Genomic DNA, 25824 nt, shown 5'->3' on the forward strand with positions numbered 1-25824 from the left:
AGGCCGAGTTCACGCGCCGAGCGAGAGTCCGGCGGCGAGCGCGAAGCCGAGCACCGTGGCGAGCCCCGTCGAGTCCTTCGCCTTGGACTGTGCATCAGGAATCATCGAATCGACGAGCATGACCAGCAGCGCACCTGCAGCGAAGCCGCTGGCTCCGGCGCGGAACTCGATGCTCACGGCATCCGCCAGCGCGAAGCCGGCGACCGTGGCGAGCGCACACACGATGGCAACGCTTGCCCACAGCCACAGCACGCGGGACCGCTTCATGCCGCCCTCGAGCAGGTCGGCCGCCGAGCCGATCGACTCGGGCAGGTTGGAGACGACGATCGCGATCACAAGCGCGACGCTCACGCCTTCGCCGGATGCGAGTCCGATGCCGAGCACGAGCTGCTCCGGGATGCCGTCGAGCAGAGCACCCACCGCGAGCGGGCCACCAGCACTACCCCGCGCGGCCGACGCGCGGCGTTCGACGAGCCGATCAGCGAGGTAATAGCAGAGCGCACCGGCCGCGACGCCGACGGCGAGGGGAATCGGGCCGCCGAGCTGCAGGCCCTCTTCCCACAATTCGAAGGCAATCGATGCCATCAGTGCGCCAGCGCCGAAGCCGAGCACGATGCCCAGCCAGTGCGGCGGCCAAGTGCGCAGCAGCGCCAGCAAAGCACCCACGAATAGTGGCGCAGCCGCCACCAGTCCCCACAGCACCGCCTGACCCATGTTGCTCCTCCGCGATTCACTCTGGCACTGTCGACCGCGCCATTGCAATGGCGTTCTGATGGGATGCGCACGACCATGGACAAGGCAGGTCGAATCGTCAGCCCGGCCGCAGGAATCGCTGGTGGATCCGTCTACGACGGCCTCGTGGCGCTGGCTGCTCGCGAGTCCGGCATCCGCCTGCTCCCTCGACCCGCGAGCATGGCGACACGCCGCGCGCCGATAGAATGGGAATCATGTCCAAGGTCCTTCAGTCTCTTCCCGTCGGCGAGCGCGTCGGCATCGCCTTCTCCGGAGGCCTTGACACCTCCGTCGCCGTCGCGTGGATGCGCGACAAGGGTGCCATCCCATGCACCTACACTGGCGACCTCGGGCAGCCTGACGAAGGCGACATTGATGCGATCCCCGGTCGCGCCCTGGAGTACGGCGCCGAAATCGCGCGCCTGGTCGACTGCAAGACCGCTCTCGTCGAAGAGGGCCTGGTCGCGTTGCAGTGCGGCGCATTCCACATCCGCTCCGGCGGCAAGACCTACTTCAACACGACGCCGTTGGGCCGCGCCGTCACCGGCACCATGCTCGTGCGTGCCATGAAGGACGACGGCGTCGACATCTGGGGCGACGGATCCACCTACAAGGGCAACGACATCGAGCGGTTCTACCGCTATGGCCTGCTTGCCAACCCTCGCCTGCGCGTATACAAGCCGTGGCTCGACGCTGACTTCGTCACCGAGCTCGGCGGCCGCCAGGAAATGAGCGAATGGCTCATCGCGCACGGATTCCCCTACCGCGATTCTGCGGAGAAGGCATACTCGACCGACGCCAACATCTGGGGCGCTACCCACGAGGCGAAGACCCTCGAGCACCTGAACGTCTCGCTGGAAACCGTCGACCCGCTCATGGGCGTCAAGTTCTGGGACCCCTCGGTCGCCATCGAGACCGAAGATGTCACCGTCACCTTCGAGGGTGGCCGCCCCGTTGCTCTCAACGGGGTCGAGTACACCGACCCGGTTGCCCTGGTGAACGAGGCGAACACGATCGGCGGACGCCACGGCCTCGGCATGAGCGACCAGATCGAGAACCGCATCATCGAGGCGAAGTCTCGCGGCATCTACGAGGCTCCGGCCATGGCGCTGCTCTTCATCGCCTACGAGCGCCTCGTCAACGGCATCCTGAACGAAGACACCCTCGCGACCTATCACGAGCAGGGTCGCCGCCTCGGCCGCCTGATGTACGAAGGCCGCTGGCTCGAGCCGCAGTCGCTCATGCTGCGCGAGTCGATCCAGCGCTGGGTGGGTCTGACGATCTCCGGCACGGTCACCATCCGCCTGCGGCGCGGTGACGACTGGACGATCCTCGACACCACCAGCCCCAACCTGTCTTACGGCCCGGAGAAGCTCTCGATGGAGCGCGTCGGAGACGCCGCATTCGGGCCCGTCGACCGCATCGGCCAGCTCACCATGCGCAACCTCGACATCGCCGACTCGCGCTCGCGCCTCGAGCAGTACGCAAGCCTCGGTCTCGTCGGAGGCGCCACTGCCGAGCTCGTCGGCCGCGTCACCGCAGGCGAGGCATCCGAAATCACTGAGCAGGTCGAAGGTTCGGTCTCCGCAACCGACGAGAAGCTCGCGAATGCCGTCGACTCGGCATCCGAGGGCGCAGCCTTCGATTCCGGCACGGACTGACCTGTTCTCGTCGTTTCACCCGTCGGAGGTTGTTGCAAATGACGGAGATTTCCCGCGAAATCCTCCGTCATCTGTAACAGGCTCCGACATCTGCAACACAGACTCCTTCTCCCGCCACAAAGGCACGGCTCGCACTGAAACGCATGCGCCCGGCTAGGCTTCGAATGCGCGCGCCCCGAACGCACGCAAGGGACCGATAACACCGCGTCCTGCCGATGACCTGGGGAGAACTACTTCAATGATGACGGAACCCATCGAGACCGCAGTCGCGCGCGCACCCCTCGGCCCGAAGATCGGACGCATCGCATTCGGCGTTATCGCCGGGCTCATCGTCATCGCTGTTGCGGTCTCGTTCTTTGTGGTCTGGACGATCCAGCGCTCTTTCCCGCAGGCCTCTGGGGACATCGAGCTCGACGGCCTTCAGGCACAGGTCACGGTGCAGCGCGATGCGCTGGGCGTGCCGACGATCACCGCCGATTCCTCGCACGACCTGTTCTACGCGCAGGGCTTCGTGCACGCGCAGGACCGTTTCTTCGAGATGGACTTCCGCCGGCACGTCACATCCGGTCGGGTCGCCGAGATGTTCGGCGAATCGCAGGCCGGAACCGACATGTTCTTGCGCACGCTCGGCTGGCACGATGTCGCCGAGCAAGAAGTAGAAGCACTGGATGAAACAACCCGCGCCTACTACGACGCATACGCCGAGGGAGTGAATGCGTACCTCGCCGAGACCGACGGTGCGGAGCTCTCACTGGAATATGCCGTTCTTGGAATACAGAATCCCGACTACGAAGTAGAACCCTGGGAACCCGCAGATTCGGTGGCATGGCTGAAGGCGATGGCCTGGGATCTGCGCACCAACCTGGAGGATGAGACCGAGCGAGCTCTGCTGGTTGCCGAGGTCGGAGATGACGCAGCCCCCGCCGACAGCATGGCCTTGCTCGAGCAGCTCTACCCTGCGTATCCGTTCGATCAGAACCCGGTCATCGTCCCCACAATCTCAACAGTTCCGACGCAGGAAGGCGAGACAGATTCCGCACCCGCATCCTTCAACCTGGGCAGCGAAGACGAGGCACAGTCGGCTGTGACCACGGTCGCCTGGGAAGAGGCAGGCAGCGTCATCGAAGCCACTAGCCTGCTGCTCGGCGACGTCGGCGAGGGCATCGGCTCGAACTCCTGGGTTGTTTCTGGTGAGCTCACCGAGAGCGGGATGCCTCTGCTCGCGAACGACCCGCACCTCGGCGCCGCCCTCCCCTCCGTCTGGCACCAGGTGCAGCTGCGATGCTCCGAGGTGAGCGACGAATGCTCGTTCGATGTGGGCGGATTCTCTTTCTCCGGACTCCCCGGCGTCGTGATCGGGCACAACAGCCAGGTCGCGTGGGGCTTCACAAACCTCACCACCGACGTCGCGGACCTCTACATCGAGAAGGTCGATGGCGACCAGTATTGGCGCGACGGCGCCCTCGTTCCACTGGATGTGCGCGAGGAGACGGTCAAGGTCGCAGGCGGCGACGACATTGACCTGACGATTCGATCCACCGTGCACGGTCCGATCATCTCCGGGCTCACCGACGACTTCACAGGTGTCGCCGAGGGCCTGGTGATGGCAGACGGCAACGCGCTCGCGCATGGTGAGACGGATGCCGCCGGCGCCCTGTCGGGCGAGTATGCCGTGAGCCTGCGCTGGACCGCGCTGGATGCCGGAACCGCCGCAGCCGCGATCTTCGCGCTGGACACGGCCCAGAACTTCGATGACTTCCGGCTTGCGGCATCCCTGTTCGATGTGCCGGCGCAGAACCTCATCTACGCCGATGTCGAGGGCAACATCGGCTATCAGGCTCCTGGCCGCCTTCCGATCCGCGGCGCCGGTGACGGTTGGCTGCCGCAGCCGGGCTGGGACAGCGCTTATGACTGGACCGGGTTTATCGAGTTCGAAGAGCTCCCCTCCTCGTACAACCCACCTTCCGGCTTCATCGTCACCGCGAACAACGCGATCGTCACAGACGACTACGCCCACTTCCTCTCTCGCGACTGGGACTATGGCTATCGCGCGGCACGTATCGTGCACATGATCGAGCGCCGCGCCGCGCTCGCGCCGCTCACCGCGAAGGACATGCGCGACATCCAGTTCGACAACGAGATGTGGGTCGGCAAGAAGCTGGCCACCGCGATGGGTGACGTCGAGGTGTCTGGCAAGGGTCCCCAAGCAGCAGTCGCGCTCTTGCGCACTTGGGATGCCCAGAACAACGGGGCCTCCCCTGGCGCCGCATACGCGAACGTGCTGTGGTCGAACCTGGTGATGAACCTGTTCGCGAATCGTGAGCAGCCGCTGCCGCACGGTGGCCAAGCCCGCCTGTTCACCGTCGTCTCCGACCTGCTGGACAACCCCGCCGATCCCCTCTGGATCAACGAGAGCATTGGCGTCACCACCATGGAGGAGATGCTCGCGCTCTCCGCTGAGGATGCATATGACGAGCTCGTCTCACTCCAGGGCAACGTCATCGATCGATGGAACTGGGGCAGCCTGCATGCGATCACGCTGACCAGCGACACGCTCGGCTCTTCCGGCATCGCACCGATCGAAGCACTGTTCAACCGCGGACCGTACCCGGTCAGTGGTGGACCATCAGTCGTAAATGCCACGGGTTGGGAACTCGGCGAGTCCTATGCGACGACCACAGTGCCCTCGATGCGCATGGTGGTCGATCTGGCAGACTTCGACGCCTCGACGTGGAACAACCTGACCGGGGCATCCGGTCACGCATTCCACCCGAACTACGTCGATCAGACCGAGAACTGGGCGGCCGGCATCCAGACGCCATGGGCGTTCAGTGCGGATGCCGTCGACGAGGCGACCGTCGACACCCTGGTGCTGTCACCGAAGGGGTGATGCGCCACAGCGGCCTCAGACGCCGCGGGGCCGCATCCCTTCGAGCGCAGTGTCCAGAAGTCGTTCGACCCACTCGTTGGACAGAGGACCGCTGCGCTGAAGCCAGCGACTGAGCACCGGGCCCCAGAGAAGATCGACGGCGACATCGAGATCGAGGTCCTCGGCCAGCTCGCCGCTCCTCTGGGCGCTGCGCAGTCGCTGCTGCTTGGCCTTTCGCAATGGGCGGTCGAGCCGATCATGGTATGCCGCTGCCAACGCAGCGTCATGCGCGACCTCGGTCGCCAGAGCACGCATCGGCTCAGCGAGACGTGGTTCGTTCAACTCGACCACGGTCGCGCGCAGAACAAGTGCAAGATCGGCGCGGAGGTCTCCGGTGTCCGGCAACTCCGGTGGAGTCCCCTCATCTCCTTCGCTGAGGAGCAGAAAGGCATCGAAGAGCACCGCAGCCTTCGACGGCCACCACCGATAGATCGTCTGCTTACCCACTCCCGCGCGCGTGGCGATCGCCTCGATGGTGAGGCGGGCGTACGGCATTTCCTGGAGGAGATCGAAGGTCGCGGTGAGTACGGCGCGACGTGATTTCTCGTTCCGCCTCGCGGGATCAGGATTCGACATGCACTCAGCCTAACAAAACGAGACGAGACGTTGCGTGTTGCGGGAGGTTCGAATTACTGCTATCCTGCTTTCACGAGACGCAACGTCTCGTCTTACCATTGGAGTCTCCATGCGACAGTCACCCACCACACCTCGCACCTGGTTCATCACCGGCGCAAGCCGTGGCTTGGGTCGCGCACTTGCAGGATCCGCGCTCGAACGAGGCGACCGCGTCGTGGCCGTCGCACGCACAGCAAGCCTCGATGTCTTCGAAGAGCGCCACTACGATCGCATCCTCGCACTGGCCGTCGACATCACCGACAAGACAGCCGTCGAACGCGCGGTAGCGGCCGCGATCGCACATTTCGGCCGGCTCGACGTCGTCGTGAACAACGCTGGCAACATCTCCATGGGCATGGTCGAGGAGTTCACCGAGGCGCAGGCTCGAGCACAGTTCGAGGTCAATCTATTCGGCGCACTGTGGGTCAGCCAGGCAGTGATGCCCTATCTGCGACAGCAGAAATCAGGCCACCTGCTGCAGATCTCGAGCATCGCCGCACTGGGCGGCTTCGCGACCACAGGAATGTACAGCGCGAGCAAGTTCGCGCTGGAGGGCATGAGCGAGGCGCTGGCTGCGGAAGCGGCATCCTTCGGGATCAACGTCACGATCGTGCAGCCTGGCGGGTACTGGACCGACCTCTACTCCAGCATGGTCTCGACGTCGCCATCCGAGGCATACGCTCCGCTGCGTGCCGAACTCGAACGACACTGGGCGGAGGGCTCAATCGACAGCGACCCTCATCTCGCCGCCGACGCTCTGCTCACGCTCGTTGAAAGCGATGATCCGCCGCTGCGCCTCCTGCTCGGCAGCATGGTCTACGACCTGGCACACGACATCTCGCGGCAGCGCACGGAGACCTGGTCTTCTTGGGAGCAGGTCAGCCGCGCCGCGGAGCACGCCGTTGCGCGCCCCAAAGTGGTCGCCTGAGCCTCGAGACGTCAGTCTCCGCCGACTTCGGCGGGCGATTGCAAGTTCTGCGGCTTCTCATCCACGAGCGAGCCGCAGAACTTGCCGCCTCGTCAGACCTCTTCAACGAACTCGATCGGACCGATCGCAGGCGGCTCCTCGTCGGCAGGTGTCTCAACCGTCTCGACATCCTCGTCTCGGCCGGTCAACCGAGCGATCGCCTCGGCAAACTGGCGCGCAAGCGCCGAGAACGCCGTCAAGGCATCGCCAGCGGCGAGCGCGTCAAGCAGTTCTCGATAGGTCTCGGACACGGAGCGACGCACGGTGTATCCGTTCGGGTCGCTGAAGCTGGCGATGCGCGTCTCGATTGCGAGCGTCGCCATGTAATGCGACAGCCTGCGGCTGCCGGCGGAGTCAACCAGCAGGCGGTGGAACTCGATGTCGGCATCGCCGATGGTTCGAGCATCCGTCCCTTCGCTGGCCTCAACAAGGTCGGCGTAGGCGCGCTCGAGATTCTGGATGACCGATGCGGCCCCGACCTTCACGATGAGTCTGACGGCCTGTCCTTCAATGGCCAGGCGCGCGTCGTAGACATCGGCAACATGCTCGGGTCCGATGACGCTCACGCGCATGCCGCGCCCAGGGGACGCCGTGAGCAGTCCCTCCTGTACGAGCCGCTGCGTCGACTCCCGCAGCGGGCTGCGGCTCACGCCCAGCTGTGACGACATTTCGACCTCGCCGATCGGGCTGCCGACTGGCAGAGCGCCGGTGAAGATGGCCTTGCGCAACTCGGCGGTGATGAGGTCTACGGTCGACGGTCGCGCGACGCGCACCATCGATATCGGAGATACCGCACGAGGGGTGTGTGAAGCCATATGCATCCCTTCAGGCCGTCGCGCGAAACCGCGAACATCTCATTGTCGATCTTCCGCGCCGAGAAGCGAAGTCGACGCCGGTTTCTCAGTCTGCCGCATGATCACGTTTTTGTATACGTGTCGACAATCTGCGCGTCTGACTGTACATCTCTCGACAGATTCCATAGTCTGGGGCACGGTCAAAGGCGCCCGTGCGGAGCGCCCGGATACGGAACCCATACGGAACGCGAGGACATCATGACCAAGAGAACGACACGAATCGGCATAGCCACAGCAGCGATCGGGGCCCTAAGCATCGGTCTTCTTGCCGGATGCGCATCGGGCGGCGATGCCGGCGCTGACGACATGACCACGCTCGAGAAGGCTCAGGAAGAGGGCACGATCACGCTCGCGATCGCGTCCGAGCAGCCTTATTCGTGGGTCGAAGGTGGCGAGCCCACCGGCGCCACGATCGCCATGCACGAGCAGATCTTCAAGAACCTCGGCATCGACAACATCGAAATCGAAGAGGTCGACTGGAACTCTCTGATCCCCGGCCTCAACGCAGGACGCTGGGACGTCGTCAGCGCCGGCATGTCGATTCTCCCCGACCGCTGTGAAGAGGCAGCATTTAGCGACCCCGAGATCATGTACACCACCACGCTCGTTGTGCCCAAGGGCAATCCGAAGGATCTCAGCGACCTCGACTCCGTCGCCGCCGCGGGCGACGTCACGCTCGCCGTGCAGTCGGGTGCGATCGAAGAGGGCTACGCGACAGACCTCGGGATCGCAGGCACCGTGCAGGTCGACAGTGCACAGGCTGGCATCGAAGTTGTTCAGGCCGGACGAGCGGATGCCTTCGCGCTCACCGCCGTCTCGCTGAACTGGATGACGGAAGACATGGACGACGTCGAGACGACTGAGGCGTTCGTGCAGGAGATCGACGGAGTCGAGCAGATCGGCGCCGGCGCCACCGTGTTCCGCCAGGACGACACCGACCTGCTCGAGGCGTACAACGCCGAGCTGGCCAAGATCACCGCCGATGAAGGCACCTACCTCGACCTGGTCGAGCCGTTCGGATTCACCGCCGAGAACCTGCCCCCGGCAGATCTGACCACCGAGCAGCTCTGCTCCGGCGACCTGGGCTGATCCGCGTCCAGTGACTGAGAATTTCGAAGCGCTCTGGCGGGCGCTGCCGCAGATCATCGACGGAGTCCTCGTGACCCTGCAGTTGACTGCCGGCGGCGCCCTCCTGGCGTTCGTTGCCGCCATCGGGCTCGGCCTGCTGGCGCGATTCGACAACATCCTGTTGCGCGGTACCGCTCGCATCATCATCGAACTGTTCCGCGGCACATCGCTGCTGGTGCAGCTGTTCTTCTTCTTCTTCGTGTTGCCGCTGCCACCATTCAATATCGAGATGCCCGCTGTGCTCACCGGCATCCTCGCCCTCGGAATGAACTACGGGGCCTACGGAGCCGAGGTCGTGCGCGGATCGATCAATGCTGTGCCGGCCGGACAGTGGGAGGCAACGACCGCGCTCAGCCTGTCACGCACCCATCGCATGTGGCGAGTGATCTTCCCGCAGGCATGGGCGTTGATGATCCCCTCGCTCAATAACCTGCTGATCCAGCTGATGAAGGGCACCGCAGTCGTCTACCTGATCACGATCGTTGACCTCACCGCAGAGCTGAATCGCCTGCGCGTGCAGACCGACGTGTTCTTCGCCTACACACTGGGGCTGCTCATCTACTTCGCGATCGCATACGCGCTCACGCTGGGTATGAACGCGCTTGAGACCCGCGCAAAGCACCGCCTCGGTTACGGCGGGAGGTGGCGTGACACCGCCACCACCACCCCGATCCCGGATATGAAGGGGGCGGGTACCGCCGGATGAACGAAGACAAGAGTTTTTGGAGCTGGGACCACGCATTCGCCGTGCTACCCGATTTACTGTGGAGCTTCCTCACCGTCACACTTCTCGTGACGATTATCGGCAGCGTCATCGCCGCCGTTCTCGGGCTCGTGATCGCGCTGGGGCGTCGCACGACGCCACGCCCGGTCGCGGCCATCATCACACTGCTGATGAACTTCGTGCGGATGACTCCGCTCGTCGTGCAACTGCTGTTCGCGTACTACGTGTTCACGGCGGTGCCGCCACTGGTTCTCGGCACCATCATCATCGGCATCCACTACGCGACCTACATGGCGGAGGTCTACCGTGCCGGTATCGATGCGGTGCCGCCAGGTCAGTGGGAGGCCTCGACCGCGCTGTCTATGTCGCGTGCACGCACCTGGACCGCAGTGATCATCCCGCAAGCGCTGCGCTCGACACTGCCGGCGCTGGGCAACTACGTCATCTCGATGTTCAAGGACACTCCGTTCCTTATGGTCATCACTGTCACCGAGCTCGTGCGTACGGCGCAGCTCTACGGCGGGAAGAACTTCCGCTACGTCGAGGCGATCATCCTCGCCGGACTCATCTACCTGGTCGTGAGCTTCCTCAGCTCGCTGTTGACCAGGCGATTGGAGAAACGTCTTGAATACACCACCGCTTGATAGCCACACCGGCGCAATCACGCTCAGCAACGGCGATGTGCCCGCCATCCGCTTCGACAAAGTCGAGAAGCGCTTCGGCGACCACGTGGTGCTGCACGACCTCGACTTCACGGTGCGTCGCGGGGATCGTGTGACTCTGATCGGCCCCAGCGGCTCGGGTAAGACGACGATCCTGCGCCTGGTGATGACGCTCGAGGAGGCGAACGCCGGCTATATCTTCATCGACGGCAACCCGCTCACGCACTATGAAAAGGATGGGCGCCGCGTCGAGTTAAAGGAGAAGCACAAGAACGAGATGCGCAAGCGCATCGGGATGGTGTTCCAGCAGTTCAACCTGTTCCCGAACATGACGGTGATCGAGAACATCATCGAGGCCCCAGTGCACGTGCTCGGGATGTCGAAGAAGGAAGCCCTGACGAAGGCACGCGCGCTGCTGGAGAAGGTCGGTCTGCCCGACAAGGAGAACGCGCATCCCACTCAGCTCTCCGGTGGTCAGCAGCAGCGCGTCGCGATCGCACGTGCGCTGGCGATGGAGCCGGAGATTCTTCTGCTCGACGAGGTGACCAGCGCCCTCGATCCCGAGGTGGTCGGCGAAGTGCTGAACATCCTCCGCGACATCGCCCGCGATACCGATGTGACGATGTTGATCGTGACGCACGAGATGCAGTTTGCCAGGGACGTCTCGAACCGCGTGCTGATGTTCGACAGCGGACGCATCGTCGAAGAGGGTGCGCCGGAGCAGATCTTCAGCGATCCGCAGGAACAGCGCACGCGTGACTTCCTATCCGCGGTGCTCTGAGCCGGGACGCCGGTCGGGCTGCATTCCGTCGGTCGGCACGCACTCCGGTGTGCGGGCCGCGATCAGGTGTGCGGCCCGCGAGTCGCTATAGGCTCGAGCCGTGCCATCTCGTCTTCTCGCCCCACAGGGGTCTGCGGCATCCATTGTCGAGTTCGTCCACGGCGGAGCCACTCTCGTGGCGGAGTCGTTCGGCGTCGGTCGACGGCCCTTCGTACTGCTGCACGGCATCGGCATGGGGCGCAGCGTCTACCTCGACCTGATCGAGAAGTTGCCTGGCCGCATCATCGGCCTCGACCTGCCGGGATTCGGCGAGGCGCCAGAGCCGACCCGCACGCTCACGATGGAGCGGCATGCCGATTTCGTCGCGGCATACCTGCGTTCGGTCGCCGTCAAGGATGCCGTGATCATCGGGCATTCGATGGGCAGCCAGATCGCTGCGGAGCTGGCCGCGCGGCATCCAGATCTGGTGGCAGGTCTCGTACTCGCCGGCCCCACGGTGAACAGTGCGTCACGCAACATCCGCGCCCAGGCGTCGTATCTGCTGCGCGATCTCATCGGCGAGCGACCGACCGTGATCTGGCGCGGAGCACGGGAGTACCTGCGCGGCGGGCCCCACCTCATTCGCAAGATGCGCGCAACGATCGTGCACGAGCCGGAGAAGGCCTTCGCGAAGGTGCACTGCCCGACGCTCGTGCTGCGCGGAGAGCACGATCCGCTTGCGCCGGAAGTCTGGTGCAAGGAGATCATCGACATGATCCCTGGTGCCGAGCTGCGCACCATCCCTGACCACGGCCACGGCACACTGATCAGCGACGCCGGGCTCGCCGCTGGGCTCATCGCGGGCTTCGCTGACCGCCTCTGAGCGGGTTGCTGTTCATACCGAACGGCCCGGCACCCGACCTCACCGCAGCGGAGGTGCCTCTGTCGGCAGAATCATCGTGTAGCGGCGGGAGTGGATCAGCAGCAGCACGAGGCCGCCCATCAGCGCCATGAACACACCGAAAATGATGATGGCGACGCCCCAGATGGCTCCCAACTCGCCGATCAGCGCGATGCCCAGCAGCACAGCCAGCACGCCGAACCCGGCGAGAATCCACCCCATGATCATCGAGACACGATAGCCACGCGGACCTGCATGCCCAGGACGCACACCGAACTTCTGCCCGATGTACCAGCTCCAGCGCGCGCCCGTCCACCAACGAGTCACCTGACCCGCGACCGGATACCAGCCGGCGCCAATCCCCTCGACTTCGCCGGGCAGAGGCCGCGCAGACGGATCAAAAACAGCCGTCCCCTGTGGAACCGGGAGCTTGCGGAGCCGGCTGCTCTGAATGCCGCCAATGAGCCAGATCGCGCCTGCCGACAGTGTCAGCACTGGGAGGATGGTCATGTTCGAAGTGCTCGACCAGCTGTAAATGCCGAGCTGCATCATCCCGAGCACGATGAACATGATGCCGAGCGTGATGCCCGTGCTCGCGGGCTCAATGGCTAATGCATCGGGGCGAGGTTTGCCGTCACGGATGCGATATGGCGTCCATCCGGTGCCATCCCACCAGCGCACATCCGGTGTGCCAACCACCGGATACCAGCCCATATGCGGGAGCTGCGCAGCCACCGCATACTGCGATTGCGCATACGAATAAGGCTGCTGCTGCACGACCTGCTGAATGGGAACTGCCGGCACCATTGCGATCCCGCGCTCATGCGCCGTCCACTGAGAGCCGTTCCACCAGCGCTCTCGCCCTGGAATTCCCGCGTCGTACCAGCCCGGCTGTGCGCTCATATCTCCCCCGAGTGATCCGGGGCTCAGCCCGCGCCGGGCGGGGTCTGCTTCGAGTCCGCAAGATCATCGACGACCAGCCGACGCTCCTCGGTGGTGCCGTTGCGGTACGCCTGACGGCCGACGATGTGAGCCGATAGCGGAGCGGTCGCGAACTGCATCATCACAACGGGCGCCACCAGTGCGAGCCCGAGGAGAATCCCTCCCACCGAGCGCTGCGAGAGCGCGACCGCCAGGCAGACCAGCATGACACCGAGCACCTGCGGCTTGGTCGCGGCGTGAAGTCTGGAGGGCACGTCGCGGAAGTGCAGCAGACCGACCGACGCCGACAGGCACAACACGGCAGCCATCAGGATCAGCACCAGCACCGCAGTGTCGATGAAGGGATCCGGAATTTCAAAACCGAGCACGTTCATGATGTCGTGTTGTCCCTTCGCGCCACATAGCGGGCGACCGAAATCGAGCCGAACACGCCGACGGCGGCGATGATGAGCAGCACCGGAATGCTGCGGGTATGCCCGTTGATCGCCATCTCGGCGCCCAGCACGCACATGACCTCGGTGAGGAGCACATCGGATGCCACAGCGCGGTCAAGGATCGACGGCCCGCGGATGATTCGGAACACGGCCAGGATCGCCGCGAGGGCGAATACCACCGCGATCAGTGTCAGCAGGATGTTCATCGCGCACCTCCTGCACGCTCGTCTGCCTTCAGCGCACGGTACTGCGCCGGACTGCCCAGTGCGCGGACGATTCTCTTCTCCCAGCGCAGAATGCCTTCACGCTGCGCGTCGGCGTCGGCACGGGTGCGGACGCCGATGATGTGCAGGTACAGGATGCGTCGATCACGGTCTGTCTCGACCACGAGCGAACCAGGGATCAGTGACGAAGTGACCGAGACGTGCGTCATGATCAGGTCATCCGCGTACTTCAACGGCACACCGATGATCGCCGCCCCTGGTTGACGGCGGAAGTTGAAGACTTGAATCGTGACCGAGACCGCCCCCATCAACACCGCGAACAGGAACTGGACGAGGAACAGCGCCGCGTACCAGAGGTTGATACGGCCGGACAGCTCGATGGTCGGCAGCCGGAAAACGCGGGTGACGAAGACGGCGACAACGAGCCCGCTGACCAGCGACAGTACCGTGAACTGGTTCCACAGCAGCATCCACAGCACCACGAGCCAGGCGAGGAACGGCAGCTGCAGCCACACGTCATGCAGCACATGGCGTCGTCCATCGGGACTCACGGTGCCACCTCCTCTTCCAGCTGGACCAGGCTCACGGGTTGCAGCAGCGATGCGCCAATGCGGTCGCACAATGCGTAGAGAGGGCCGGCGAAGATCGTCAACAGCAATGTGACACCGACCATGCCGCCGGTGGCGACCGTCATGATCCTCGGGATCCTGCGACGCTCCTTCTGCTCGTCAGCTGCGGGAGCGCTGTCGAGGTACGAGATGCGGTTGTCAGCATCGGTCTCCGTCGAGTCCGCCTCCTCGCGCCAGAACGCGAGATTCCATGCGCGCATCAGCGCGTACAGGGTAAGCAGCGAGGTCACGATGCCACCGAAGATCAACACGATCATGAGCGGAGTGCCAACGGATGCCGCGGCCTCGAAGAGCGCGAACTTGCCGATGAACCCTGAGAATGGTGGCAGACCACCGAGGTTGATGGCGGGAACGAAGTACAGCACCGCGAGCAGCGGTGCCGCCTTCAGTAGTCCGTTCACACGCAGAATCGACGTGCTGCCTGCTCTGCGCTCGATGAGGCCGACGGCAAGGAACAGAGTCGTCTGCACGACGATGTGGTGCACGATGTAGTACACCGTCGCACCGACGGCCGCAGGCGTCGCTATGGCGAGGCCGAAAATCATATATCCGACGTGGCTCACCAGCGTGAACGAGAGAATTCGTTTCAGCTCGGCCTGCGCCACCGCACCCAGTACGCCGATGATCATCGTCGCCAGTGCGACGATCAGCAGCAGCGTGTTGATGTCGTTCTCGGCGAACAGCTGCGTCTCCGTGCGGATCAACGCGTAGACGCCGACCTTCGTCAGCAGGCCGGCGAAGACGGCCGTAACAGGCGCAGGAGCTGTCGGGTAGGAGTCGGGCAACCAGAACGACACCGGGAAGATGGCCGCCTTGATACCGAATGCCACGAGGAGCATCAGGTGCAGCACGAGTTGGGTCTCCTGCGGCAGCTCGACCATCCGCTCGGCGATCTGCGCCATGTTCACGGTGCCGAGGGCGCCGTAGATCATCGCGATCGCCGCGAGGAAGATGATCGACGAGACCAGTGAAACGACGATGTAGACCGCACCGGTACGGATGCGCGACTCGGTGCTGCCGAGCGTGATCAGCACATATGACGCGACGAGCAGAATCTCGAAGCCGACGTAGAGATTGAACAGATCACCCGCGATGAAGGCGTTGAAGATGCCAGCGGCGAGGATCAGATACGACGGGTTGAAGATCGAAATCGGTGTCTCGTCCGTGCCGTCTGCGGCGCCCTGACCGATGGAGAAGAACAGCACCGCGAGCAGCACGATGCTCGAGATCAGCACCAGCAGGGCTGCAAGCCGATCGACGTAGAGCACGATGCCGAACGGCACCGGCCATCCGCCGACAGACACGGCCAGGGGAGAGCCGCCGTCGACCGCGATCAGCAGCACTGCAGCGATCACTGCGACGGCAGCGAGGGTCGCAACGCTGACGAACACCTGGAGGCGCGGGCTGCGCCCGAACACGAGGGTGATTGCCGCGCCCAGCAGCGGGAGTGCGACCAGAAGAGGAACGAGCGCGGTCACGTGCGATCCTCCCCTTCTTCGTCGGATGCTGCGTCTTCGGGTGCGGCGTCTTCGGGTGCGGCGTCGGTGGTGTCCGGCGGGCTCCACACCCTGTCCACAGGCGCGTCGTTCTGAATCGAGGGGTGATCGCGCATCTGCAGCACTGTGATCGGAGACGTGCGTACATTGACGAAGTCGGTCGTGGCTTCTTCGTCTTCGGCGAAGTCCTCGTCATCCATGACGTCTTCGTCTTCGTCGGTGCGCTCGCGCAGTGCGATATCGGCCTCGTCGTCTTCGACGGTGTCGGCCTGACCCAACTGCCAGGAGCGATAGATCAATGCCAGCAGGAATGCCGAGACAGCGAATGTGATCACGATCGCTGTGAGCGTGAGCGCCTGCGGCAGCGGGTCGCTGACGTCAGTCTCACCGTAGAACGGAGCATTGCCTGGCACGCCCATCACGATGAGCAGCAGCAAGTTTGTGGCGTTGCCCAGCAGCAGGAAACCAATCAGCACGCGCGTCAGGCTGCGCTCGAGCATCGCGTATACGCCGGCGGCGAAGAGCACTGCCATGACGAGGATGAGTGTGAGCGAGACATCCATCAGACGCTCACCCCCCGCACGCGCATTTCCTGCGCCTGCCTGTCTACCTCGGCGCCGAGGCTGCGCAGCACATCGAGCACGAGCCCGATGACGACGAGGTAAACGCCGATGTCGAAAATCGTGGAGGTGACGAACTCCATGTGTCCGATACCTGGAATCTCCCATTCCCAGAACGAGCTCGTCAGCGGGGCAAGGCCGAAGAACAGTGGCAGCACTGCGGCGCCGACGGCAAGGATGAGTCCGGCACCCAGCAGGCGACCGGCATCCGCCGGTGCGGCAGCACCAAGCTCCCATCGTCCGCCGGCGATGTATCGCATCACGAGGGCCATGCCGGCGACCAGGCCACCCGCGAAGCCACCACCAGGGCTGTTGTGACCAGCGAACAATAGATAGATCGAGACCACGATGATCGTGTGGAACAGGATGCGTACGATCACTTCCAGCAGAATCGACCGGTTCTCGGGATTCATCTGTTGGCCGCCGACGAGCCAGGCGCGCGGGTTGCTGCGGTTCTCGGCAGTCTGGAAGCGGATACCCTCGGTCGTCTCGACGAGCGGCGCGATCCGCGCTTTGCGTCTGATTCGCTTCGGCAACGAAGGTCGTTGGGAGAGCATGTCGGCGCGGTGGGTGACGAATACGAGGGATGCCACGCCTGTCGCGGCGAGCACCAGCACGGAAAGCTCGCCCATGGTGTCCCAGCCACGCAGGTCGACCAGCGCGACGTTGACGACGTTCTTGCCGTGGCCGAGCTCATACGCAAGTTCGGGGAAGGAGAGTGAGATTGGGTCGGCGATGCGCGCCTGCGTCGCAGTGACCGCGATGAAGGCCATCGTGACACCGACTCCAATGGCGAGGACTGCACGCGGAATGCGAGACACCGAGGCGTTGTGCTCGCCCATGCGTGACGGCAACCGGCGCAGCACCAGCGCAAAGGTCACCATAGTGACCGTCTCAACGAGGATCTGGGTGAGGGCGAGGTCAGGAGCGCCACTCGTCGCGAACAACGCAACCATGCCGAGCCCGGTGACGGAGACCAGCACTACTCCGGTATAGCGCTTACGCGCTCGTACAGCGACGACAGCGGCGATCGCCATGATCGGCGCGACGGCGATCTGCGTCGGAGTGTGCCAGGCCGACAGATTCAGGCGATCGAAGTCGCTGGCGAGGAGTGCCGTCGTCTCAGCGGCGACGAACACCACGAAGATCGTGCCGACATAGACAGGCAGCGAGCCTCGCTGGGTGAGTGTCGTGGTGACGACTGAGAGGCGGTCGACGCCGCGCATGATCAGGGCGTACACGTCGGCGGCCGTGAACTTCAATAGCCGCGTCTTGCGGTCCCAGCCGGTGCGGCGGGTAAGCAGGAACAGGCCGACGCCGAGCAGCACCGAGAGCACCGAGATGCCCAGCGCCGGTTCGAATCCGTGCCAGAGAGCGAGGTGGCCAGGCCCCTCGACTGCCTGGCCTGCGGCATCCAGCCCCGGTGCCGCCGTGACGGCGTATCCGTGCAGCGCGACGTCGACCGCCGGAGCACCGATACCGGCCGCCAGCGTGAGCCCGCCGAGGACGATTGGTGCCGAGAGAAAGCCGACCGGAGGGTCGGGCCAAACAGTGTCTGGCTCGTACGCGCCCTGCTTGTCGCGCTTCTTCCAGAACGCTCCCCACAGGAACCGCACCCCATATGCCGCGGTGAGCATAGATCCCAGAATCACGCCGATCAGGGCAACCAGCGCCCACGCCGAGCCACCCAATGCATCGTCCAGAAGACCGGTCAGCGCCGATTCTTTGGCGACGAACCCGATGGTCGGCGCGATGCCAGCCATCGAGGCCACCGAGATGAAGGCGACCGTCGCCATCACCGGCGCCTGTCTACCGACGCCGGAGAGTTCGTTGATATCTCGAGTGGAGAGCTGACGGTCGATGACTCCGACGATGAGGAACAGCGCCGACTTGAACAGGGCGTGACCGATAACAAGCGCGAGACCGGCGAGTGCGGTCGCCTGGGTGCCGTAGCCGACCACGACAGTGAAGAATCCGAGCTGGCTCACCGTGCCGAACGCGAGGATGCGCTTGAGGTCAGTCTCCCGCAGCGCCTGGATCCCGCCGAGCAGCATCGTGAAGACGCCGAGCGAGACGACGATCGGTCGCCATGGATCAGACAGCGCGAAGATCGGGGCGAACCGAGCGATGAGATAGATGCCGGCCTTGACCATGGCCGCCGCATGCAAATATGCGCTGACCGGCGTGGGGGCGGCCATTGCTCCTGGGAGCCAGAAGTGGAACGGGAAAATCGCCGACTTACTCAGCGCACCGACAAGCAGCATCACAATCGCAGCGGTGACGACGGGGCCGGTCGGAGCGAGCTCGAGCATCTCGGTGATGCTCGATGTTCCCGTATCGACCACCAGCAGTACGACGCCGACGAACATAACCAGTCCGCCGAGTGTGGTCACCAGCAGTGCCTGCAGTGCTGCACGACGGCTGGCGGCGCGGCGGCGGTAGTGACCGATGAGCAGGTAGGAGAGGATGCTGGTGACTTCCCAGAACATCACGAGCATGACGAGGTCGTCGGTGAGCACCAGGCCGTACATTGCGCCGGCGAAACCGAGCAGAACCCCGGCGAACTGACCGAGGTCGGTGGAGTCGTCGAAGAAGTACCAGCGGCAATAGAGCAGCACGAGGGCGCCGACGCCGGTGACGATGAGTGTCAGCACCCAGCCCAGCACATCCATGTGCATGGAGAGATTCAGCCCCAGCTGCGGGATCCACTCGATTGTCTCGAACGGTGCCGGATCGGCGGCCAGCACCTGCGGCGTCATGACCAGCGCATGGACGAATGCCGCAGCAGGAATGAGAGCCGCGATCGCAAATGCTTGCGCCCCAAGCCAATGGACCAACACGGGAAGAAGGAGAGCCCCGAGAAGGAACGCAGCGAGGAGCACTAGCATCGGCGGCTCCTCAAATAGCTCGTCGGCCTTGCGGCTCAGGCGGGCGGGGGTTTTTCACAGTTTACCTGGCGTGATCGCGTGCCGTCCCCACATGGGCTTCGCGCTTCCGCCCTCGGCCGACATGAAAGAGTGGTGGGATGCGGCGCACGTGGACTCGAGAGATCAGCGGTTGGTTCGCGGCGACGCTCATCGCCGCCGCGACGGTGGCGCAGATTGCATCGACCGCGCGGTCGGAGTTGATTTTCCGCGACGGCGATTCGCTGGCCGTCGCAATGCTGGTGCGGTCGATCTCTGACGGTGAGAGTTTCGACTGGGCGATGTCGAGTGTGCTGTTTCTGCCCGAAGCCATCATCTTCGGCGTGCTTTGGATGCTGGGGCGCCTGCTTTCGCTCGACGTCAACGCCGTGCTGGCCATCAACGCGGTGGTGAATCTGGTGGCGCTCTACGGTGCCGTGCGTCTGGCCGCAGGGCGCCGACGCAGCGGATACGCCCCTGTCGCCTGGTCTGTCATCGCGGTGGCTGCCTTCTGCCTGATCGCCGTCACGGAGACCACGAGCTCGCGCGAGTCTTTAGAGCTCGCGTCAACGCTGGTTATGACGACCTATTACTCGGCAACCGTGATCGCGGTGGTGCTGAGTGTCGGCATCGTGCGGCGCGCCTTCGATCGCCCTGTCGCGAGCCGAGCGCTTCCCGTATGGCTAGCCGTCTTAGCGGCTGCATCGGTGCTCTCCAACCCTCTCTATGTCGCATGGGCAACGGTTCCCCTGAGCATCATGCTCGGCATCACCGCTGTCTATGCGGCGTCTCGGCAGCGCGCGCTCACCCTTCTCGGCTGGCTCATCGGTGGCAGCATCGTGGGTTTCCTCGGTCGCATTCCCCTTTCGGCATGGATCTCCAAAAGCGGCGCTGAGTACGCCCAGCCGGCGCTCTGGCCCGAGTCTGTGCAGTACTACGGCAACCTGCTCGCAGAGCGCCTGTCCACCCCACTCGGCGTGATCGGCACGCTCTTGCTGCTGGCGCTGCTGATGTTCGCGATACGAGGGACGCTGCGCGCCCAGAGCGCCGGCTCCCGCCTCGTCGCCGCCTCCGCTTGGCTTCTTCCGGTACTCGTGGCGGTCGGGGCGATGGCGCTCGGCACCCACGCCGCTCGCTACCTGGGGCCGGTGGCCTTCGCGCCGATACTCGGATTGGTCGCTTCACCGAGAGCAGTGCGGATGCCGCGGCGCACGGCGACCGTGATCACCGCGGTCCTCGGCACCGTGATCCTCCTCGGTGGTGCGCTCAGCGTTCCGCGCTTGGCAGTTGCGGCACAGCATCCGAACGACGATCTGGTCTGTGTGAATGACTGGGTGAGCGCATCAGGGCAGACCGGTGCCGGACAGTTCTGGACCGTGCGGCTTCCGAAGCTGCACCTCGATGATCCCTCGCAGCTCGTGCAGGTCGACCATCAACTGAACGCGTACGCGTGGCTCGTCAATCGCACGGACTTCGAGGTGGGCGAGGTGACCTTCCTGATCGAGGATGCGCAGAGCGTTGATTGGGAGCTGGGCACGAACGCGTTGCCGAACGATGTGATCGACTGCGGTCAGTACACGATCTACGACTTCACGCCGGACGCGCTGCCGCTGGGCCCGCCGCGCTCCTGACCCTCAGCGCGGAGCCGCTGTGGTCGTGCCGGCCCGGAAGCGAGAGGTGTAGTGCAGCGATGACGCGGCCTCGCCCCTGAGCATCCGCGCGACCTGCTCCCCCGCCGCACGCCCCTTCTCCACGGCCGGCTGCACCATCGTGGTCAGAACGTGCTCGCCGATGCCGTCGACACGGATGCCGTCGAATCCTGCCACGCTCAGATCCGCTGGCACGCGCAGCCCCAGTTCTTCCGCCGCGCGAATCACACCGGCCGCAAGCAGATCGCTCTGTGCGAGCACCGCGGTCGGCCGGGTGTCGGGGTCGGCGAGCAGCGCACGCCCGGCGATCACACCTTCGTCGATCGAGCTGCCGCCAGCCGAGAGTGCCCGCACATCGGGAAAGACGTCCCGCACACCGGCAAAGCGGTCCAGTGTGACGTCGACGGTTGCACGCTCCCACTGATCCGAGCTGATCGGCCCGCGCACGCGATCGCTGTCGAGCGGCAGCGTCACGGTCGCGACTCGTTCGTGCCCGAGGCTCTGCACATACCGGGCGAGTTCAGCGATCGCCTCACGGTTGTCCAGCGTGATGCGTGGGATCCCCTCCCCCGCATCACCTTCGATAACGACAACCGGCAGCCCTCGGCTCCGCACGAGATCCAGCGACGCGCGAGTTCGCCCGGAGCATCCAATCAACACGACAGCATCCACCGGTGCGGTCGCCAGCGCCGAACTCTCATCATCTTCCGGATCATCACGCAGCAGCAGCACACCTGCTCCGAGCGATGCAAGACCGTCGGTGAGCCCATCCATCATCGCGATGGCAACCGGGTCGAGGAAGGCTGCACGCAGCTGGCCCTCAAGCACGACAGCGACGATGCCGCTGCGCCCGGTGCGCAGCGACGCGGCCCGCGGGTCAGGACCGGCATAGCCCAGCTCGGCCGCTGCGGCAAGCACCCGCTCCCGAGTGACATCTGAGACCTTCGTCTTTCCGCTGAACACGACCGAGGCCGTTGAGGTCGACACACCCGCCTCGCGTGCCACATCTGCGATGGTCGCGCGGCGAGGCGCGGAAGCGGCGGTCATCTTCCGAGGATAACCCGATTCTGTTACCGCAGATCGAATCGATTCGATACGCTCTGTGAATGGACTTCGCCCTCACCCGCTCGCAGTACCTGCGCTGGCGCAACGCAATCTTCGCGATCTTCCTCGCCAGCGGCGTCTCGATCGCCACGTGGGCCTCGCGCGTACCCGACATCAAGCTCGCGCTCGACATCGACAACGCTCAGATCGGCTTGCTGTTGCTGGGCATGGGGATCGCCTCGATCCTCGGCATCTCGACGAGCCCCGCCGTCATGGCACGCACCGGCGCGCGCCGAGGGATGCTGGCGCTGATGATCACGCTCTCGGTCGGCCTCGTCCTGATCGGTATCGGCACGACCGTGCTCGCGTCGTTCCCGGTCGTCATCATCGGTCTCGCCCTGTTCGGGTTCGGTAATGGATGCCTCGACGTCATGATGAACGTCGAAGCCACGGCCATCGAGCAGGAGGCTGGTAAGACGATCCTGCCGCTGTTCCATGCGTTCTTCAGCTTCGGCACCGTCATCGGCGCTGGTGCCGGATGGGCGGCAACGACCTGGCACATCGGCGTCGCCACACACACAATCGTCGTCGCTGCGATCATCTTCGCCAGTGCATTCGTCTGCATCGCTAGCGTGCCGAACCGTGAGGCCACCCTCGACCCCGCGGAGCCAGGGGAGAAGCCGCACTGGCGCGATCGGATGCACGTGGCGATGTCTGCCTGGCGCGAACCTCGCACCTACGCGCTCGGCGTCGTGATGCTCGGCATGGCCTTCGCTGAGGGCGGTGCGAACGACTGGCTCGCGCTCGGCACGGCCGAAGATCACGGCGGCGGCACGGCGATGGGCGCCGCGGCACTCACTGTCTTCTCGGTGTGCATGACGGCCGTGCGGATCTTCGGCGGCCCTCTGGTCGATACATTCGGCCGCGTACTCGTGCTTCGCGTTCTTGCGATTGCGGCGGCCGGCGGCATCCTTCTGTTCATCCTCGCGCCGACCCTCCCCCTCGTCTTCGTGGGCGCGGCACTCTGGGGCGTCGGCGCCTCACTCGGATTCCCCCTCGGCATGTCAGCGGCAGCGGATGAACCGGAAAAGGCTGCTGCACGCGTAAGCGCGGCGGCCACGATCGGCTACGTCGCATTCCTCGGCGGTCCACCGATTCTGGGTCTGATCAGCGAACACATCGGACTGCTGAACACGCTGTTCATCCTGGTCGTGCTTGTTGTGGCATCCGGGCTGTTCTCGGGCGCTGCCCGCCCATTGAAGGAAACGGCGCAGAAGAAGTCGAACGCCGGTTAGGCTCTTCGGGTGCGTCTCGTCATTGCCCGCTGCTCCGTGGATTACACCGGGCGGCTCAACGCCCACCTCCCTCTCGCCACGCGTCTGCTCGTGCACAAGGGCGACGGCAGCCTGCTTGTGCACTCCGATGGCGGCAGTTACAAGCCGCTGAACTGGATGAGCCCTCCCTGCACCCTCACCACCGAGGAACCGGGCGAGGGAGAGAGCAGCGCCGGCGTCATCGAGGTGTGGCGCGTGACGCACAAGAAGACCGGCGATGCGCTGCGCGTTCAGATCTACGAGGTGCTGCACGACTCCGCTCATGAACTCGGTATCGACCCCGGGCTGCAGAAGGATGGCGTCGAAGCCGACCTTCAGAGGTTGCTCGCCGAGCAGGTCGAACTGATCAGCGAGGGTGCAACGCTGGTGCGCCGCGAGTTTCCGACGGCGATCGGTCCGGTCGACCTGATGGTGCGGGATGCGAACGGCGCAGCCATCGCGGTGGAGATCAAGCGGCGCGGCGACATCGACGGTGTCGAGCAGCTCACCCGTTACCTCGAACTCCTCGGGCGCGATCCGCACCTGGCACCGGTGCAGGGCGTCTTCGCCGCCCAAGAGATCAAGCCACAGGCGCGCGTGCTGGCCGAGGACCGCGGCATCCGCTGCCTCGTGCTCGACTACGACGAGATGAAGGGCATCGAGTCCGGAGTACCGCGCCTGTTCTGAGCGCGGTCAGCGAGTCGTGACGAGGCGCGGCGCGGGACCTTCCAGGCGCGCGATCGCTATCTTCACCTCTGTCAGCTCCTGCTCGACACGGCCCAGTCGGTCCTCGACGCGGTCGAATCGTGCATCCACCCGCACGTCATGAGTGGCGAATCCGGCGTCCATTCGGCGAATCATCCACGCGAACCCGCCGAAGAGTGCGACGAGAATCGTCGCGAGACTCGCGAGTATCGTCACCACATCCATTGACACGAACACACCTCCATTGTCTCCCTGGTTGTTCAGATTGTCACGAAGATTCGACAGCCATCGGCGCTGAAGACACGTTCCGTGGATAGCCGCCGTGAGATCAAATCGGTGCAGAAAAAGTGGGCAGGACCGCGGGCGGGCTCACCTACCAGCCGCGCCTAGGCTGGAAGCATGCCCCACTCCCCTTACTCCTGCGTGCTGTGGGATGTCGACGGCACCATCGCTGACGCCACGCCCGGTATCTTCCCTCGTCTCCTCGAGGTGCTCGCATCCTTCGACCTACCGGCACCGGATCCCACTGCGCTGTCACGCTGGGTCGGTCCGCCGATGTACGAGTCTTTCCAGATCCTGGCGGGTCTGAGCCCAGAGCAGGCCGATGACGCGCTCCATCGCTACCGCGAACTCGCCGCACGTGATGGATACGCAGACTCGGTCGACATCTACCCCGGTGTCCCTGATGTGATCCGCGCCGTCGCGGCGGCCGGCATCCCCCAGGCGACCGCGAGCACGAAGCCCGAGAACCAGGTGCGGGCGATCCTCGAACACAATGACCTGGCGGACCTTTTCACGGCGATCTCTGGCGCACGTAGTGGCACCATCGGACGCAGCGACAGCAAATCCGACGTCGTCGGCTGGGCACTCGAACGCCTGCAGGCTGCGGGCGTCGACACGTCGAATCCGGTGCTCATCGGCGATCGTCATCACGATGTCGAGGGCGCCGTCGAGTTCGGCATCCCCGTCATCTTCGCCGAATGGGGATTCGGTGATTCGTCGGAGGGCGAACCGGCCGCGTTCCGCGCCGGTGACGCGAAGGCTTTGCAGGCGCTGCTGCTCCCGTAGAAAACACAACACTCCCCGCCGGCGCACGAGGTGACGCGCGCCGGAGCGGGGAGTGCGGTGTTATCGCCCTCAGATGGGGTGAATGTTCTCGGCTTGCAGGCCCTTGGGGCCCTGCGCCACCTCGAACTCGACGCGCTGGTTCTCGTCGAGTGAGCGGTAGCCGCTTGCTTCAATGGCGGAATAGTGCGCGAAGACGTCAGCGCCGCCGTCATCGGGGGAGATAAAGCCGAAGCCCTTCTCCGAGTTGAACCACTTAACCGTGCCTTGGGTACTCATGTACTGCCGTTCTGCTGGATGTCGTCGAGGCCGGATGCCCCGACGATGCCCACATTATCGGGGCAGCCACCACGTGGAACAGCCCGGGCAAGAAGGTAATCCAAATGTTGCACGAGCGGTACTTCGTGGAATCGCGCCAACGATTGCCGCTGCCGTCGAGTCGCACGCCCGCATAAAAGAGGACGGCCCTCACCGCGGGGGGAGCGATGAGGGCCAAAGACGACCGGAGGGTGCGTCAGAAAACACCCTATATGCAAAAGGTAATTCTTGTCCCCCATTTGGGGGACAAATTCGAAAAAACGTGGGAAGATAACCCGATAGCGGCCCCCCGAGTAGACCATTGGGGACTGGCCCATTTGAGGGGCCCAATAGCATGCGTGGATCGTCAGACTCTGGGGACAGCCTTACCGTCGTCTGGGGCGACGGTGACGATCACACCCCGTACGCATGCACCTTCACATTCGGGGAGGATGTGCGACTCGTCCACGAAGTTCTCGGGGAGTTGAGTTCGGTCGAGGTTGGGGAATGATCCCGCAGGGATCGCAGGTTTCGGGAAGAGATGGGACGCACAGCACGGATCTTGATCCG

General features: G+C 64.4%; 25 protein-coding genes. 12 read left to right on the forward strand and 13 right to left on the reverse strand.

The features are described 5' to 3' along the window. Positions 1-9: 9 nt before the first annotated feature. Positions 10-714 carry a ZIP family metal transporter gene (locus AC1C2Q_RS09030; protein ID WP_495449839.1) on the reverse strand — a complete coding sequence of 235 codons (705 nt, stop codon included), beginning with the start codon at positions 712-714 and terminating at the stop codon, positions 10-12. Between the two features lie 233 nt (positions 715-947). Between AC1C2Q_RS09030 and argG the strand changes: the two genes are divergently transcribed. After that, positions 948-2393: an argininosuccinate synthase gene (gene argG / locus AC1C2Q_RS09035; RefSeq protein ID WP_495430759.1), complete on the forward strand. Its 1446-nt coding sequence runs from the start codon at positions 948-950 to the stop codon at positions 2391-2393. 241 nt (positions 2394-2634) lie between these two features. Next, entirely contained in the window at positions 2635-5283 is a 2649-nt protein-coding gene (locus AC1C2Q_RS09040; protein ID WP_495449840.1) for a penicillin acylase family protein, read from the forward strand. 15 nt (positions 5284-5298) lie between these two features. Here AC1C2Q_RS09040 and AC1C2Q_RS09045 read toward each other — a convergent pair whose 3' ends face one another. After that, on the reverse strand, positions 5299-5898 hold the full coding sequence (locus AC1C2Q_RS09045; RefSeq protein WP_495449841.1) for a TetR/AcrR family transcriptional regulator: 600 nt from the start codon (positions 5896-5898) through the stop codon (positions 5299-5301). A 109-nt stretch (positions 5899-6007) separates the two neighbouring features. Between AC1C2Q_RS09045 and AC1C2Q_RS09050 the strand changes: the two genes are divergently transcribed. Next, on the forward strand, positions 6008-6865 hold the full coding sequence (locus AC1C2Q_RS09050; RefSeq protein ID WP_495449842.1) for an SDR family NAD(P)-dependent oxidoreductase: 858 nt from the start codon (positions 6008-6010) through the stop codon (positions 6863-6865). A 92-nt stretch (positions 6866-6957) separates the two neighbouring features. Here the strand turns inward: AC1C2Q_RS09050 and AC1C2Q_RS09055 are convergent, their stop codons facing one another. After that, positions 6958-7719: a GntR family transcriptional regulator gene (locus AC1C2Q_RS09055; protein ID WP_495449843.1), complete on the reverse strand. Its 762-nt coding sequence runs from the start codon at positions 7717-7719 to the stop codon at positions 6958-6960. A 237-nt stretch (positions 7720-7956) separates the two neighbouring features. Here AC1C2Q_RS09055 and AC1C2Q_RS09060 point away from each other — a divergent pair, with 237 nt between their 5' ends. The 5 genes from AC1C2Q_RS09060 (at position 7957) to AC1C2Q_RS09080 (ending at position 11915) form a co-directional block, all read left to right on the forward strand. After that, positions 7957-8847: a transporter substrate-binding domain-containing protein gene (locus tag AC1C2Q_RS09060; RefSeq protein ID WP_495449844.1), complete on the forward strand. Its 891-nt coding sequence runs from the start codon at positions 7957-7959 to the stop codon at positions 8845-8847. Positions 8848-8857: 10 nt separating this feature from the next. Next, a complete protein-coding gene (locus tag AC1C2Q_RS09065) occupies positions 8858-9592 on the forward strand; it encodes an amino acid ABC transporter permease (RefSeq protein ID WP_495430765.1) in 735 nt (244 codons plus the stop codon). After that, a complete protein-coding gene (gene ehuD, locus AC1C2Q_RS09070; RefSeq protein ID WP_495430766.1) occupies positions 9589-10254 on the forward strand; it encodes an ectoine/hydroxyectoine ABC transporter permease subunit EhuD in 666 nt (221 codons plus the stop codon). Before AC1C2Q_RS09065 ends, ehuD begins: the two co-directional genes overlap by 4 nt. A 16-nt stretch (positions 10255-10270) precedes the next feature. Beyond that, the gene (ehuA, locus tag AC1C2Q_RS09075; protein WP_495450563.1) at positions 10271-11053 is read left to right on the forward strand and encodes an ectoine/hydroxyectoine ABC transporter ATP-binding protein EhuA; all 783 of its coding nucleotides are present in this window, start codon (positions 10271-10273) and stop codon (positions 11051-11053) included. A gap of 100 nt (positions 11054-11153) precedes the next feature. Beyond that, a complete protein-coding gene (locus AC1C2Q_RS09080; protein WP_495430767.1) occupies positions 11154-11915 on the forward strand; it encodes an alpha/beta fold hydrolase in 762 nt (253 codons plus the stop codon). A 39-nt stretch (positions 11916-11954) separates the two neighbouring features. On the opposite strand, the gene AC1C2Q_RS09085 is transcribed toward AC1C2Q_RS09080, so the two are convergent. From AC1C2Q_RS09085 to AC1C2Q_RS09115, 7 genes are read right to left on the reverse strand one after another with little or no spacing between them, the layout of a single operon-like run. Continuing rightward, entirely contained in the window at positions 11955-12836 is an 882-nt protein-coding gene (locus AC1C2Q_RS09085; protein WP_495449845.1) for a DUF2510 domain-containing protein, read from the reverse strand. A 23-nt stretch (positions 12837-12859) separates the two neighbouring features. Further along, entirely contained in the window at positions 12860-13249 is a 390-nt protein-coding gene (gene mnhG / locus AC1C2Q_RS09090) for a monovalent cation/H(+) antiporter subunit G (RefSeq protein ID WP_495449846.1), read from the reverse strand. Further along, a complete protein-coding gene (locus AC1C2Q_RS09095; protein ID WP_495430770.1) occupies positions 13246-13515 on the reverse strand; it encodes an MrpF/PhaF family protein in 270 nt (89 codons plus the stop codon). Before AC1C2Q_RS09095 ends, mnhG begins: the two co-directional genes overlap by 4 nt. After that, a complete protein-coding gene (locus AC1C2Q_RS09100; RefSeq protein ID WP_495449847.1) occupies positions 13512-14084 on the reverse strand; it encodes a Na+/H+ antiporter subunit E in 573 nt (190 codons plus the stop codon). Before AC1C2Q_RS09100 ends, AC1C2Q_RS09095 begins: the two co-directional genes overlap by 4 nt. Further along, positions 14081-15640, reverse strand: a complete 1560-nt coding sequence (locus tag AC1C2Q_RS09105; protein ID WP_495430772.1) for a Na+/H+ antiporter subunit D — start codon at positions 15638-15640, stop codon at positions 14081-14083. The genes AC1C2Q_RS09100 and AC1C2Q_RS09105 overlap by 4 nt, the downstream gene beginning before the upstream one ends. Next, positions 15637-16221, reverse strand: a complete 585-nt coding sequence (locus AC1C2Q_RS09110; protein WP_495449848.1) for a Na(+)/H(+) antiporter subunit C — start codon at positions 16219-16221, stop codon at positions 15637-15639. The genes AC1C2Q_RS09105 and AC1C2Q_RS09110 overlap by 4 nt, the downstream gene beginning before the upstream one ends. Next, positions 16221-19166 (reverse strand): Na+/H+ antiporter subunit A, encoded by a 2946-nt coding sequence (locus AC1C2Q_RS09115; protein ID WP_495449849.1) that lies wholly within the window; start codon positions 19164-19166, stop codon positions 16221-16223. Before AC1C2Q_RS09115 ends, AC1C2Q_RS09110 begins: the two co-directional genes overlap by 1 nt. A gap of 137 nt (positions 19167-19303) precedes the next feature. Between AC1C2Q_RS09115 and AC1C2Q_RS09120 the strand changes: the two genes are divergently transcribed. Continuing rightward, positions 19304-20812 carry a hypothetical protein gene (locus AC1C2Q_RS09120; RefSeq protein WP_495449850.1) on the forward strand — a complete coding sequence of 503 codons (1509 nt, stop codon included), beginning with the start codon at positions 19304-19306 and terminating at the stop codon, positions 20810-20812. Positions 20813-20815: 3 nt separating this feature from the next. Here the strand turns inward: AC1C2Q_RS09120 and AC1C2Q_RS09125 are convergent, their stop codons facing one another. Further along, the gene (locus tag AC1C2Q_RS09125; RefSeq protein WP_495449851.1) at positions 20816-21877 is read right to left on the reverse strand and encodes a LacI family DNA-binding transcriptional regulator; all 1062 of its coding nucleotides are present in this window, start codon (positions 21875-21877) and stop codon (positions 20816-20818) included. Between the two features lie 59 nt (positions 21878-21936). On the opposite strand from AC1C2Q_RS09125, the gene AC1C2Q_RS09130 reads away from it, so the two are divergent. Both AC1C2Q_RS09130 and nucS read left to right on the forward strand, forming a co-directional pair. Further along, positions 21937-23169, forward strand: a complete 1233-nt coding sequence (locus tag AC1C2Q_RS09130) for an MFS transporter (RefSeq protein ID WP_495449852.1) — start codon at positions 21937-21939, stop codon at positions 23167-23169. A 9-nt stretch (positions 23170-23178) separates the two neighbouring features. Beyond that, complete coding sequence (gene nucS / locus AC1C2Q_RS09135) at positions 23179-23874, forward strand: endonuclease NucS (protein ID WP_495430778.1); 696 nt, start codon at positions 23179-23181, stop codon at positions 23872-23874. A 6-nt stretch (positions 23875-23880) separates the two neighbouring features. Here the strand turns inward: nucS and AC1C2Q_RS09140 are convergent, their stop codons facing one another. Continuing rightward, the gene (locus AC1C2Q_RS09140; protein WP_495450564.1) at positions 23881-24117 is read right to left on the reverse strand and encodes a response regulator; all 237 of its coding nucleotides are present in this window, start codon (positions 24115-24117) and stop codon (positions 23881-23883) included. 174 nt (positions 24118-24291) lie between these two features. On the opposite strand from AC1C2Q_RS09140, the gene AC1C2Q_RS09145 reads away from it, so the two are divergent. After that, complete coding sequence (locus AC1C2Q_RS09145; protein ID WP_495430779.1) at positions 24292-24960, forward strand: HAD hydrolase-like protein; 669 nt, start codon at positions 24292-24294, stop codon at positions 24958-24960. Positions 24961-25029: 69 nt separating this feature from the next. Here AC1C2Q_RS09145 and AC1C2Q_RS09150 read toward each other — a convergent pair whose 3' ends face one another. Further along, complete coding sequence (locus tag AC1C2Q_RS09150; RefSeq protein ID WP_439283423.1) at positions 25030-25236, reverse strand: cold-shock protein; 207 nt, start codon at positions 25234-25236, stop codon at positions 25030-25032. Positions 25237-25824 lie beyond the last annotated feature (588 nt).

The organism is Microbacterium sp. Y356, from assembly GCF_059445355.1.